Origin of the sequence: Mucilaginibacter daejeonensis (genome assembly GCF_020783335.1) — a bacterium.
GTDB lineage: Bacteria > Bacteroidota > Bacteroidia > Sphingobacteriales > Sphingobacteriaceae > Mucilaginibacter > Mucilaginibacter daejeonensis.
Window position 1 is genome coordinate 547,449 of the sequence record NZ_CP086068.1, and the last position, 13,674, is coordinate 561,122.

At 50.5% G+C, this 13,674-nt stretch carries 13 protein-coding genes; 8 read left to right on the forward strand and 5 right to left on the reverse strand.

The genetic code is table 11. The features are described 5' to 3' along the window. Position 1 precedes the first annotated feature (1 nt). Positions 2-544 carry a hypothetical protein gene (locus tag LLH06_RS02480; RefSeq protein ID WP_228171681.1) on the reverse strand — a complete coding sequence of 181 codons (543 nt, stop codon included), beginning with the start codon at positions 542-544 and terminating at the stop codon, positions 2-4. Between the two features lie 65 nt (positions 545-609). Here LLH06_RS02480 and LLH06_RS02485 point away from each other — a divergent pair, with 65 nt between their 5' ends. From LLH06_RS02485 to LLH06_RS02495, 3 genes are all read left to right on the forward strand, one after another. Further along, complete coding sequence (locus tag LLH06_RS02485) at positions 610-1,527, forward strand: glycosyltransferase family 2 protein (protein WP_228171682.1); 918 nt, start codon at positions 610-612, stop codon at positions 1,525-1,527. A gap of 4 nt (positions 1,528-1,531) precedes the next feature. Beyond that, positions 1,532-2,704, forward strand: a complete 1,173-nt coding sequence (locus tag LLH06_RS02490; protein WP_228171683.1) for a glycosyltransferase family 2 protein — start codon at positions 1,532-1,534, stop codon at positions 2,702-2,704. 133 nt (positions 2,705-2,837) lie between these two features. Continuing rightward, complete coding sequence (locus LLH06_RS02495) at positions 2,838-3,452, forward strand: acyltransferase (RefSeq protein ID WP_228171684.1); 615 nt, start codon at positions 2,838-2,840, stop codon at positions 3,450-3,452. On the opposite strand, the gene LLH06_RS02500 is transcribed toward LLH06_RS02495, so the two are convergent. Together LLH06_RS02500 and LLH06_RS02505 are read right to left on the reverse strand one after the other, a co-directional pair. Further along, complete coding sequence (locus LLH06_RS02500; protein WP_228171685.1) at positions 3,449-5,326, reverse strand: mechanosensitive ion channel family protein; 1,878 nt, start codon at positions 5,324-5,326, stop codon at positions 3,449-3,451. The two genes, LLH06_RS02495 and LLH06_RS02500, sit on opposite strands and share 4 nt — an antisense overlap. Before the next feature lie 121 nt (positions 5,327-5,447). Beyond that, complete coding sequence (locus LLH06_RS02505; protein ID WP_228171686.1) at positions 5,448-6,176, reverse strand: zinc metallopeptidase; 729 nt, start codon at positions 6,174-6,176, stop codon at positions 5,448-5,450. A gap of 185 nt (positions 6,177-6,361) precedes the next feature. On the opposite strand from LLH06_RS02505, the gene LLH06_RS02510 reads away from it, so the two are divergent. Continuing rightward, positions 6,362-6,757 carry a hypothetical protein gene (locus LLH06_RS02510; RefSeq protein WP_228171687.1) on the forward strand — a complete coding sequence of 132 codons (396 nt, stop codon included), beginning with the start codon at positions 6,362-6,364 and terminating at the stop codon, positions 6,755-6,757. A 1-nt stretch (position 6,758) separates the two neighbouring features. Here the strand turns inward: LLH06_RS02510 and LLH06_RS02515 are convergent, their stop codons facing one another. Continuing rightward, positions 6,759-8,066 carry a UDP-N-acetylmuramoyl-tripeptide--D-alanyl-D-alanine ligase gene (locus LLH06_RS02515; protein WP_228171688.1) on the reverse strand — a complete coding sequence of 436 codons (1,308 nt, stop codon included), beginning with the start codon at positions 8,064-8,066 and terminating at the stop codon, positions 6,759-6,761. Between the two features lie 60 nt (positions 8,067-8,126). Continuing rightward, positions 8,127-8,750 (reverse strand): LysE family translocator, encoded by a 624-nt coding sequence (locus tag LLH06_RS02520; protein WP_228171689.1) that lies wholly within the window; start codon positions 8,748-8,750, stop codon positions 8,127-8,129. Positions 8,751-8,858: 108 nt separating this feature from the next. Here LLH06_RS02520 and LLH06_RS02525 point away from each other — a divergent pair, with 108 nt between their 5' ends. The 4 genes from LLH06_RS02525 (at position 8,859) to LLH06_RS02540 (ending at position 13,670) form a co-directional block, all read left to right on the forward strand. After that, a complete protein-coding gene (locus tag LLH06_RS02525; RefSeq protein ID WP_228171690.1) occupies positions 8,859-9,782 on the forward strand; it encodes a cobalamin-binding protein in 924 nt (307 codons plus the stop codon). Between the two features lie 436 nt (positions 9,783-10,218). Next, a complete protein-coding gene (locus LLH06_RS02530; RefSeq protein ID WP_228171691.1) occupies positions 10,219-11,598 on the forward strand; it encodes a rhamnogalacturonan acetylesterase in 1,380 nt (459 codons plus the stop codon). 12 nt (positions 11,599-11,610) lie between these two features. Further along, positions 11,611-12,843 (forward strand): oligogalacturonate lyase family protein, encoded by a 1,233-nt coding sequence (locus LLH06_RS02535; RefSeq protein WP_228171692.1) that lies wholly within the window; start codon positions 11,611-11,613, stop codon positions 12,841-12,843. A 59-nt stretch (positions 12,844-12,902) separates the two neighbouring features. Next, positions 12,903-13,670, forward strand: a complete 768-nt coding sequence (locus LLH06_RS02540) for a rhamnogalacturonan acetylesterase (protein WP_228171693.1) — start codon at positions 12,903-12,905, stop codon at positions 13,668-13,670. The last annotated feature ends 4 nt before the right edge of the window (positions 13,671-13,674 follow it).

Consider the following 13,674-nt stretch of genomic DNA (forward strand, 5'->3'; position numbering starts at 1 on the left):
CTTAATTACCGGTACTTAATTTTTTGTGCAGAGACCTGACCAGTAAGTAAACGCCGCACAGGATCACTAACAACGATATCACATCCATGAGGGTGATACCATCCTGCGGGTTGAACCAAATGATCGTGAACATCTCGAAGTAAGGCGGAGCTGGCATAATGATCATGGCAAAACCCAAAGTGATCAGCACCAGCCCGATCAGCACCAGCACCCCGCGCGAAACACGCTCGGCCTGCAGGTACTTTTTCGACATCTTGCTATCGATCTGGTTATTGGCCAGCAGTACGGTCAGGTCGTCAAGCATGGCCTCTCGGTCGGTACGGTGGTCTATTTGTTTAAAGGCATCAAGCCTGATGTGGTGTGGAGTGGCTTCGTCAAGCGCGTTGTCCATCCGCAGGCGTATCTGCTTGGCCTTTTCGCTGTCGATCTGGCCATGGGCCAGTAGCTCCAATAATTCATCGAGTTTGGTATCGATCGCGGCGTTCTTATCGCTAAGCAACTGCAATCGTTCCACTTCTTTTTTTATATCTCCCTGCTCGCTCAATATCAATATAAAGTGATAATTTCATCACCAAAACTTTTGCGGTTCAAATACCGTAAACCTGCAAAATGAGTACGGTATCGATCATTACGGTCAATTATAATCAAACTAAAATTACCGAGCAATTGCTGGCATCGGTTTTTGCTACCAATGCCTACCCGGCGGTTGAATTGATCGTGGTCGACAACGCCAGTAAAGATTATCCCATCCCGGCGTGGCGTACCCAGTATCCGCACATCACCTTTATACGGTCAGAAGTGAATTTGGGTTTTGCAGGCGGCAACAATTTAGGCGTCAGGGCATCCAAAGGCGACTACCTGTTCTTTGTGAACAACGATACCGAATTTACCGAAGGTTTGGTGGCAAGTTTGGTGGCTATTTTGGATAATAATCCAAGGGTGGGCATGGTATCGCCCAAGATCAGGTACTTTGATCAGCCTGGGGTGTTGCAGTATGCGGGGTTCACCAACATGAACTATTATACCATGCGCAATCGCTGCATAGGCCAGTTCGAACAGGACAACGGGCAATATGACCGCAACACCGGCCCCACGGGATACGTACACGGAGCAGCCATGATGGTACGCCGCGAGGCCGCCGATAAAGCCGGCCTGATGGCCGAGAACTTTTTTTTGTACTACGAGGAGATGGACTGGAACGACCACATCAAACGAGCGGGTTACGACATATGGTTAGAGCCGCGAGCGCTCATCTATCATAAAGAGTCCGTATCGGTAGGGCGGGTAAGTGCCTTGAAGGAGTACTTTATGAATCGTAACCGCCTGCTGTTCATCAGGCGTAATGCGCCATCGGCGTTAACGGTCATGGTGTTTTACACTTACTTTTTACTGGTGGTAACGCCCCGCAATGTGATCAACTATTTACGTAAAGGCTATAAAGGCTTCACCTCGGTATTGTTCAAGGCCATTTGGTGGAACTTTACGCACAGCAAGGACAGCACTGACCTTGGTTATCCGCTCAAATAAATATATGGAGATACTATTCTGGATAAGTCTGTTCATTGTTTTCTATGCCTTTTTTGGCTACGGGATCCTGCTTTTTATCATCATCAAGATCAAGCGGGCACTGCGTGGTCGCCCGGTGCCGCCAGCCATCGAGCCTGACCGGTTACCTACCTGCACGCTGGTGATCGCCGCCTATAACGAAGAAGGTTTTATTTTAGAAAAGATCAGGAATACGCTGGAACTGCAATACCCGGCCGGTAAACTGGAACTGCTGTTCGTGACCGATGGTTCGAACGACCGTACGCCCGAGATCGTGGCTCAGTACCCGCAGATCAGGCTCATGCACTCGCCCGAGCGCAAGGGCAAGATCATGGCTATGCACCGTGCCATGGAGACCGTGACCACTGATGTAGTAGTTTTCACTGACGCTAATACTTACCTGAACCCCGACGCTTTATTGCTGATCTGCCGGCATTACGCTGATCCTAAAGTGGGTGCCGTGGCTGGCGAAAAGCGCATTCATGTAGATGCCAGTGCCGATGCCACCGCAGGCGAAGGTTTTTATTGGAAATATGAATCGAAGCTGAAGGCATGGGATGCTGAGCTATACACCATCGTTGGTGCAGCAGGCGAATTGTTCAGCGTGCGCCGGTCATTGTACAAGCCGGTATCTCAAGACGCCATATTAGATGATTTTATGATATCGATGCGGGTAGCCGAGGACGGCTATCGCGTATTGTATGAGCCGGAAGCTTATGCCACCGAGACCACCTCGGCCAATGTAAAAGAAGAGCTCAAACGTAAGATACGCATTGCCGCAGGTGGTATACAGTCCATCATTTGGTTGAAAGGATTGTTGCTACCGTTCAAGCAGCCATTGCTCTCGTTCCAGTATATCAGTCACCGCGTGTTGCGATGGACGGTCGTTCCTTTCCTGATGATATTATGCGTGTGGCTTAACATCGCTATCGTGATCCATCAGAACGGTAGTTTGTTCTATAATTTCATTCTGCTTTGTCAGCTACTGTTCTACGTAGCAGCATTTGCCGGATGGATGCTGGAGCGCCGCGAGATCAAGGTGAAGGTGCTGTTCATCCCATACTATTTTTGCATGATGAATTATGCTGTGCTGCGGGGCATATTCCGTTACGCATTTGGCGCGCAGAGCGCGGCGTGGGAGAAATCGCAGAGGAAGTAGGGCCACGTGGCCCCCTCTGGATCCCCCCCGGGAGGGGAGACTTAAAAAAAAAGTTATGTTCTTAAGCCCTCCCTACCGGGGAGGGTTTGGGTGGGGCTGTGTTTGTTTAATGAATAGATAAATCATTTGCGCAATGTCGCTTAAAGAGAAGATAAAGAGTGACCCATCGCTTAAAAAGCTGGTGCATTGGATGCTGATCCCTACGGGTGAGGCTGCGCCAAGGCTTTGGGTGAAGTGGTTCGTTAACCCAATGGTGCATAAACGAGGCAAAGGCGCAAAGGTGCGCTGGCGTACCCGTATGGACGTGTTGCCTTTCAATCGTTTTGAGCTGGGCGCCAAGTCGACCATTGAGGACTTTTGCACAGTGAACAATGGCGTGGGCGATGTACTGATCGGTAGCAACAGTTTAGTGGGGATGAGCAATGTGATCATTGGGCCGGTCACCATTGGCAACAATGTGATCATGGCGCAAAACATTGTGGCCAGCGGGCTCAATCATGAATATCGCGATGTGACCATGCCCATACATGAGCAAAAGATCATCACGGCCCCCATCGTGATCGAGGATGATTGCTGGATCGCAGCCAACTCGGTGATCACGGCAGGTGTCACCATTGGTAAACATAGCGTAGTGGCTGGTGGGGCAGTGGTCACCAAGAGTATACCGCCTTACTCGGTAGCGGCGGGTAACCCGGCTAAAGTGATCAAACGTTACGACTTTGACTTGAAGGACTGGGTAAAAGCCTAACCTTTCTTCGAGCCGCTGCTATCGATCTTTATACCCGGGGCCACATAGTCTTTGGGCAAGTTCGCAGTTGGGATATTGATCACACTGCCATCACGTACGGCATGAAAATGTGGCGACATCACCTCGATACCTGCCTCATGAAAGATGTCGAGTACGTTCTGGTAAAGTTCAGAGTAGATCACTGCCTGCTTACTGGCATGTTTGGTGTATGCATTGATCTCATAGGCCACATAAAAATCTTCTAAGCTGGTCTGCAATACAAAAGGTTTGGGTTCCGGTTCGATGAGCGTGGTCTTGGTCGCAGCTTTTAACAAAAGCTCGTGCACCCTTTGCCACGGAATATCATAACCGATCGTTACTGTTTTATGGATGATGAGGCCTTTGGTCTCGGCCTCTACCGTGAAGTTAACGGTGTGGTTGCTCATCACCATGGAGTTCGGGATAGATATCACCTCGTTCTTGATGGTACGGATGCGGGTCACTAACAAAGAGCGCTCGATGATGTCGCCGGTGGCATCGGCGATCTTTACCCGGTCGCCTATCCGGAAGGCACGCATATAGGTCAACACCAAACCCGCTACCACATTTCCCAGCGCCCCGGCCGATCCAAAGGTGAATAGCACGCCCACAAAGACCGATACTCCCTTAAATATGGGCGAACCCGAGCCAGGGAGGTAGGGGAAAACCACGATCAACATGAAGGCCAATACCATTATTCTAATGATCTGGAAGGTAGGATTAGCCCAGTCGGTGTAAAACCCCGGGATCTTCAACACCCCGCGTTCTACCTCATCCTTTAAAAAGCGCAGGAACCTGATGATGTATTTGAATACCACCACCAGTACGATGATGGTGATCAGGTTAGGGATGTAAGCCCAAATAGCCTTTAGTATATTTTTGACCGGCGTGAGGAAGTACCCTATAAGTTTTACCGAGTAGCCTTCGGTCCATGGGAAAATGCCGAACAACAAAGGCAACGCCAGGTACACTACCACAATGGCCAGTATCCATTTGATCAGGTTAGCCACCACGATCAGTACACCTACCGAGCGATCGGCCGTGAGCAGTTCATAGTTCTTGATCCGTAAGCCCTTGATCAAAGTGCCTTTTAATGCCGTGATGCGCCGCTCGGACCAATTGGAAGCTTTTTGTAGTAGATAGATGAGCAGTATGGCACCGGCGATAACGGCCAAAGCAAGCGCCGCCTCGGTAAGTAAGGTGCGCCAACTGGTGGCGTCATTATAAGCGGTGATCACCGCTATGATCTTAGCACGGTAGCGTTGAGCAAGTGCGGTTTTGGGTATTCCTGCCCATAGCGCATCCAGTTCGGAAATGCTCATGATCAATGTATTGCCGTATTGCAGGTCAATAGTCTGTTCAGCGTTCACGATCTTCAATGAATCGGGACTGAAAAAATGCATGGCGCCGATCTTATCTATCCGTTGCACCACTGCTGCCGCCCGTTCTTTTGCCGAAAAACTGCCCTGGCGACTGTAAATACGCATCAGTGTGTCGTTGAAGAAGACGACCGGTTCTCCGGCCACATACCTGCGTAACGAATCTATCTCAGATCTTTGCCGGCGTATCCTCACCGAATCCTGTCCTTTAAGGTCATCCAGTTCGCGCAGCAGCGACGACCTTCGATTGGCATCGTTAGTTTTCAGCGCTTTCAACTCTTCCTGTAATGCGATCTTTTTGAGCGAATCGGCCACGTGCTCAGCTTGTAACTGCTGTAAGCGGCTTAATTGCTCATTTACCACTGCGGTATTCAGCGCCGTGGAATCAGCACGCTTGGCAACGGTATCAGTTTGGGCACTGACAGCGCCGCTGTATGTAAAAAGAAAAATGAGAAAAGCTCGGTAAAATATCGGCATGAACAGGAAATTGGATGTAGTTGATGTTAATGATACAGCAAAAGTTAGCAATATGTTGTTAAAAATAAAAGGCCGGCCAGTATCATACTGGCCAGCCTTTCAAATTATCATGTGCCCGTGCTTAGTCACGTCGGCTGTTGAGGATCTGTAAATAGTACAGCAAAGTAGCTAAAGAACCTAAAGCGGCCACTACGTAGGTCATGGCTGCCCACCATAAAGCATCCTTAGCTTCGGTGTGTTCCTGTTTGGTTTGCATTACCGTATAATTGTTATCCAGCCAGGCCAGTGCCCGGCGGCTGGCATCAAATTCTACCGGTAAGGTGATAAAGCTGAACGCGGTCACCACGCCCAACGCCAACACACCAATAAATAGCACTGTAGGGTTGCGGGCCGCGAACATCAGGATCACGCCGATCATCAATGTCCATTGCACCAAGGTAGAGGCCGTTTGTACGATCGGTACCAAAGCCGAACGTAGCCTTAACCAGCTGTAAGCCTTGGCGTGCTGTACTGCGTGACCGCACTCGTGAGCGGCAACGGCAGCAGCGGCTACACTGCGGCTGTGGTAAACATCATCACTCAGATTCACCGTGCGGTTCTCCGGGTTATAGTGGTCGGTCAACTGACCTTCTACTGATATCACCTGCACGTTGTTGATGCCGTTATCGCGCAGCATGCGCTGGGCCACCTCGGCACCGGTCATACCTGATGATAGCGGTATCTCGGCATATTGCTTGAATTTGCTCCTGAAACGCCACTGCACCACCATGCTGATCAGTGCGATGGCGATCATCAATAGCCAGCCTGAGTTCATACCCACCTGGCCTAATATTATCGTTAAATTGCTCATTTCTTATCTGTATACACTGTATGGCACAAAAAGTATTCCGCTTGTTCAATGCACAAGGGGCATAAGGTCAAGCTGTCATACTTAAGCTTATAACAATGAAAAAATGACCGGAGTTTATTAGAAAGTGCTAAGAGATAGCGCGAAATGATACTTGACCAAAGCGTTTAAGTTGCCTAACTTGCTTTATGCCTATACAGCAATTAATGACCGGTAACGTGATGTGGTGCTACGATCACGAGTTAGAGCAAGCCAACACGGCCGATGAGTTTCGGGTGATGTTATCGTTCGCGCAACCGTTGCATTACCACGCCGGGCAGATCGTACTTACTGATACCGCTTTGCTGATCAGTGGTGATATAGACCTGCATATCCCGTTGGATGCCATGGAGCAGCTGTACATGGGCTTTGATGATCACTACAAACGCATGTACGTAAAAAATGGCGGCCTTTTCTGGCAGCCATTACGAGTGACCTATGCAAATGGAAGTACCACTTCAACGGTGTATCTGATCATTGATCACGACTGGATGGGAGCGCGCAACAAGATCTGGTACGAAGCGCTCACCAGTATGTTCGCATAACTTATAGCAAACTGACCAGGCGCTCCAAAGCCATGCCTCTTGATCCTTTGATCAGTATGGTACTGTTGGTGATCGGTCGGCTTTGCATAGCGGCAATGGCCTCCTCGGCGGTGCGATAATAGGTGCCCTGCTGATCTTGCTTTTGCTGGTAGAACTCGTTCCCCACAAATATATGCTCATCGGCTGGAGCGGCCAGCGCGGCCTTGATGATGGCCTCGTGCTCGGCAGCGGCCTCTTCGCCCATCTCGAACATATCGCCCAGGATCAGCACTTTGTGTTCGGCAGCCATTTTGTTGAGGTTATCAATAGCTACCACCATGCTGCTGGGGTTAGCATTATAATAATCACATATCAGGGTGTTAGTGGCTGTTTTGGTGATCTGTGATCGGTTGTTACGGGGCTGATAGCCGGCTACTCCTGCGTTGATCTGGTCGGGCGTTAACCCAAAATGATGACCGATGCAGATCGCCGCCAAAATATTGTCGAGGTTGTACTCGCCGGTCAGTTGCGAGGCTACGGAATGTTCTTCAGGTACATCCTTAATGCCCCATCGCAGGGATAAAAAAGGTGCATTTCCGGTCAGTTGACCATAAATGGTATCTTTCTGCTTGTCGCGGCCATAGTGGATCACTTTTTGGAGGTCACGGTCTTGCTGCATTTTCAGCAGGTCGGTGATGTTGCTGTTCACAAAGGCTATACCTTCGTGAGCCTTCAGGTGATCGTACAGCTCACCCTTTCCTTTTTTAACGCCCTCTATACCGCCGAAACCTTCTAAATGAGCCTTGCCCACGTTGGTGATCAGGCCATGGGTAGGTTGAGAGATGGAGCATAAAAGATCGATCTCTTTTTGATGGTTGGCCCCCATTTCGATCACGGCCATTTGGTGTGAAGCGTTGATGGTTAGAATCGTGAGCGGGACTCCTATATGGTTATTCAAATTACCCTGAGTAGCCAGCGTAGTGAATTTTTGTGATAGCACGGCATTGATCAGCTCCTTGGAGGTCGTTTTACCATTGGAGCCGGTGAGGCCGATCACCGGGATCTGTAATTGCTTGCGGTGATATCGGGCCAGGTCCTGCAAAGTTTCCAGCACGTCATCTACCAAAATATATCGCTCTGATATACGGTAGGCCGCGTTATCGATGATAGCATATGCAGCACCTGCCTCAATGGCTTGCTGAGCAAAGGTGTTGGCATCGAACTTATCGCCTTTTAGGGCAAAGAACAAGCTTGACGGCGCGATCTTGCGCGTATCGGTACTGATGGTGGGATGCTGCAGATACAGCTCGTATAATTTCTCGATGACCATGCACAAATATAGAACAGAAACCGATCAGTTGGCTACATCGGCTATAGATGCGCAGGAGTCCTAATGCTTAAAAAACACTACGTAGATCTGCTTCACGATGTGGTATGCCGCCAGCGAGAAGAAAAGGATGGCGATGCTCTTATTCAGCAACTGTGTGCTCAAAGCGAATTTACTTTGGATGTACTTGGCCGACCGTGCATACAGGTATAAGCAAAGGAACGATCCGGCCGCCGATCCCAAACTGAAGATCACCAGTGCGAACATGCCCGGCAGTATCCAGTGATGGGCCAGCAGGTAAGTACCAGCGATCATCCAAAAAGGGATCTGCATAGGGTTGATGAAGCCCAGCAGGATGCCGTAACGGATGCTTTCGCGGTCGTTGTATTTGGCTTTGGGGGGCTTGTTGCGGTTGATCCAGGTAATGGTACCCATCACGCTGAAGAGCACGATCATCACCCAGTCGATAATGGTATCAACATGTTTTTGGGCGGCCAGCCACTCGGCGGCCTGCATAATGATGATGGTAAAGATGAACTCGACACTCGAAAAAGCGGTGATAAAACGCAACGCCTGGCGCATACCACGGTTAATGGTCAATTGCGTTAGGGTAAGGTTTATGTTGCCTGGGGGTATATAGCCTATGAAGTTGGCTATCAACCCCAGGAAGAATGTCAGAAAGATCATCACCTCAAAAATAAGGCGTTTTTTGAAATTACCACGACCATTATTTTTTGACCGCCGTTAAAATTGATCTTTATTTGCACTTTGTTAAATACCACTCATACGCTGAAAATGCCTGCTAATAGGATCATCACTTTATTACCCGCCGCTACCGAGATCGTTTGTGCCTTAGGGCTGGAAGATCGTTTAGTGGGCCGTTCGCACGAGTGCGATCACCCCGAAACGGTGAAACTGCTCCCGGTTTGCTCGCACGATAGGCTGGCCGCCAACCTGAGCAGCCGCCAGATCGATGAGCAGATAAAAAGCATGGTGACCAATGCCATATCGGTGTATGAGGTAGATGCCGAAAAGATCAAACAACTGGCGCCCGATGTGGTGATCACCCAGGATCAGTGCGCTGCGTGTGCGGTATCATTGCCCGAGGTTGAGCAGGCACTGGCCGATCAGCTTGACAAGCCTGCACGGATCATTTCCTTACAGCCTGATAGTTTGGAGGATATATTTGCCAATATCACCGAGGTGGCCCAGGCCCTGGATGCCATGCCTGCGGCGGAGCTACTGCTGGAGGAGATGAACGAGCGTATCGACATCATCAGGCATAAGCTTAAGTTCATTGATAAAAAGCCTACGGTGGCCTGCATCGAGTGGCTTGACCCGTTGATGGCCTCCGGTAACTGGATACCCGAGCTGGTGGAGATCGCTGGTGGTACGCCCATCATGGCCCAAAAAGGCAAGCATTCGCCATATATACAATGGGAGGACCTGCGCCTGGAAGACCCCGAAGTGATCGTGATCATGGCCTGTGGTTTTTCGGTAGAGCGTACCATGCGCGAGATGGATGTGCTGCTGCAACTGCCGGGCTTCACCGATCTGCAGGCCGTTAAGAACTCGCGCTTGTACATCACCGATGGGAACCAGTACTTTAACCGCCCCGGCCCGCGTATGGTGGACTCGATCGAGATACTGGCCGAGATCATTAATCCCAAGCAGTTCATATTCGGGTATGAAGGTAACGGCTGGGTAAGTTTCGGCTAAGCTCCTGTCATTATCAATTTCGTAAAACGGTGTCGGATGTGAGGTGTTCAGGGCCGATCACGACACCTGATCACACAATTACGGTGTTACATTTGCGTGTTCAAGTGTTACATTTGGTGTTACATTCTTGCTTTTTGCAGAAAATTCTGGAAAAAGTTGGGTTTTTACGAATTTCGCAATGCCAAAAAGTGGGGAAATTTGGGGAATTCTGTTACAGCGCTGTAACACCTTTTCGATACACTAAGCGCATGCCTGGGTAGCTTATCCGACCTCCGGCCTCAGCCATCTGACCTCACTCTTTCCTCATCCCTCACACCTACCTCTTCCCATTATAACAACTTCGATACAATGCCGCACAGCGGCCATCGGAGGCTCGTTTTTCAGGACGGTGCAGGACACCCTTTGATCCCTCATCCGATACATTTGACCTACCGTTATGACCACGCCCTCACCTGATGGGCCCGAACCGCTGCAGATAATGATGATGATCAAGAGGCTTTCCTCCAAACCTTTACTGTCCGTAACCTTCGCGGCACTACTGGCTGCGTATACACCTGCCGCACGTGCTCAAAACACGTATACTTACCATTTTGATATGCGCCCCGGTCAGCCCAAGGCGGGCTGGATCGCTGTAAAGCCTGATCAGGCATACAATGGCAGCTATGGGTTCGATATGGGCACAGTGGTAAAGGCGGTGGCGCACCCCGGCAAAAAGGTCTCGGGGGCGGTCACTTCTGATCAGCCTTTTTACTTTTCGGCCTCGGTTCCTGAGGGCAATTACCGCATTACGCTCACTTTGGGCGATCAAGAACAAAGCAGCAATACGACGGTCAAGGCCGAATCGCGCCGGTTGATGCTCGAGAACGTGGTCACCAAACCGGGGGAGTTCAAGATCATCAGCTTCATGGTCAACGTGCGTAAGCCGCAGATCAGCGGGGGCGACAGCGTAAGGCTGAAACCGCGCGAGGTGGGCAAACTGGACTGGGATGATAAGTTAACGCTCGAGTTCGATGGCAAAACGTTCCTCAATACCCTCGAGATACAAAAGGTGACCGATCAGATCACCGTATACCTGGCTGGTAACTCCACGGTGGTGGATCAGGACGATGAGCCCTGGGCCGCCTGGGGGCAAATGATCCCGAGGTTCTTTAAGCAGGGTGTGGCCGTGGCCAACCACGCCGAATCGGGCCTAACGCTGGGCAGCTTTATGGGCAGCAAACGGCTCGATAAGGTAATGAGCCTCATTCGCCCCGGCGACTACCTGTTCATCGAGTTCGGCCATAATGATCAAAAAGAGAAAGGACCTAACGATGGCCCGTGGCGGTCATATGCCGAACGGTTAAAGACCTATATTGCCCGTACGCGTCAAAAAGGGGCCATTCCGGTCATCGTGACCTCAACGGCACGCCGCTCGTTCGATGCCGAAGGCCGTACAGTGAACACCCTGGGCGAATACCCCGACGCGGCCCGCAAGGTGGCCAGGGATGAGGGCGTGACCCTGATCGATCTGAACGCCATGACCACTAGATTTTATGATGCGCTGGGTGTAGAGCCATCCAAAAAAGCATTGGTACATTACCCGGCCAATACCTTCCCCGGGCAGACCAAGGCGTTTGAAGATAACACCCATTTTAATCCATACGGTGCATATGAACTGGCCAAATGTGTGGCCCAAGGCATCCGCACAAGCGATCTGGCCTTGAAAGAGTACCTGGTCGACATGCCAGCGTTCGACCCATCGCACCCCGATGCGCTCGATAGTTTTAACTGGCCGCTAAGCCCCAAGAACTCTACCATTAAACCTGATGGTAATTAACAACACCAAGCTATGATGAAGAAGGAATTGTTGACCCTGTTGTTGCTTGCCGGCGTTGGCCTGGCCGCCCTGGCGCAACCCGTGCTGGAGACCGGTGCAGGCAAAAAGCCCATGTCTGTTAACGAGTGGATCGATAAAGATACCGGCCACAAAGTGGTGCGTTTGGTATCACGGCCGGGCGGTAACTCAAGTTTTTATTTTAATAATGAATGCTTTGTGCCGCAAAAAGGTACCGAGGGCGATATCATGGTGTTCACCGGGGGAACGACCAAGGGTAAACAATTGTTCACCATCAACCTAAAGACCAAGGCCGTAACACAGTTGACCTTCCGCAGCAAGGTATCGGGCGAGATGGTTTGCCCTAAAACACGCGAGGCCTTTTACCAATGTGGCGATAGCATTTTTGCTGCCAATGTAGATACTCGTAAAGAGCGGTTCATTTATGCTTTTGATCCCTCGTTCAAAGGCAGGGTAGGTACCGTAAATGCCGATGGTACGTACATGGCCTGCGTAAAGGCGGTAGGCGATCAGGAGCGCGAGATATTGAAGCAATACCCCGAAAAACGCGATTTTTTCCAGCGCATCTATAATGCCCACATCGAGCATGTGCTGTACATCTTAGATACCCGCACCAAACAGTTAAAGGAAGTGAACCGTGAGAACGAGTGGACCAACCATTTGCTGTTCTCGCCAACTGACCCCAACGTGTTATCCTACTGCCATGAGGGCCCGTGGGAAAAGGTGGACCGCATATGGAACTACAACATCGCCACTAATAGGTCGATCCTGTTGCACAAGCGTACTATGCCTATGGAGATCGCCGGTCATGAGTTCTTTTCACCGCGCGGTAATACCGAATGGTTCGATCTGCAAAAGCCTAAGGGACAGACCTTCTTTTTGGCAGGCTATGACATGGCTACAGGTAAAGAGAAGATATACCAGATGGACCGCAACGAGTGGTCGATCCACTTTAACGTAACGGCCGACGAAAAGCTTTTTTGCGGCGATGGGGGCGACCCTAACCAGGTGGCCAAAGCACCCGACGGCATGTGGATCTACTTGTTCCACCCCAATGGCGACCGTTTCCGGTCAGAAAAGCTGGTGAACATGAAGAACCATTATTACAAATTCGAGCCGAACGTCCATTTCTCACCCGATGAAAAATGGGTGATCTTTAGAGCTAACTTTGAAGGGCATGAGGAGATATATGCTGTTGAGATAGACAAAGCCACCCAGGCCGGATAAACCCTGGCGGTCGCTTTTGGTCGAACCTGATCTGAACCTGTTGTACAAACCCGATATACATGAGAACATTACGATACACCGCGATCATCCTTTTAGCTGCTGTAGCCATGCTGGCCTTCAGGCAACCATCTAAACCGGTCATTTACCTCATTGGCGATTCTACCGTTCACAACGCCGACAAAGAGACCTGGGGCTGGGGTTCCATCATTGGCAACTACTTTGACGACAGCAAGATCACGGTGAACAACCAGGCCATGGCCGGGCGCAGCACCCGTACCTTTATCAAGGAGAACCGCTGGCACCGGGTAGATTCGATGCTAAAACCGGGCGATTATGTGCTGATGCAATTTGGCCACAACGAGGGCAGCAAGCCCGATACCAATAAGGCCGGTTACCGTGGTGTATTGAATGGCACCGGCGAGGAGACCGTTGACCTGACCTGGCCCAACGGCACCAAAGAGACCGTGCACACCTATGGCTACTACCTGCGCAAATTCATCCGCGAGACCAAAGCTAAAGGCGCTACCCCGATCGTGCTTTCGATGATCCCGCGTAACGATTGGAAGGATGGTAAGGTAAAGCGCGCCAGTAATGACTACGGCAAGTGGGCTAAAGAGATAGCAGACCAGGAAGGTGCGTCGTTCATCGACTTGAACGCCATTACGGCCGATAAATATGACGCCTGGGGTGCCGATTCGGTGAAGAAACACTTCCCGATCGATCATACGCACCCGAACAAGATGGGTGCTACGGTAAATGCCGAATCCATAGTGGCGGGCATCAAAGCCAACAAAAAGATCAAATTGAACCAATATTTAAAGAAATAGCCGA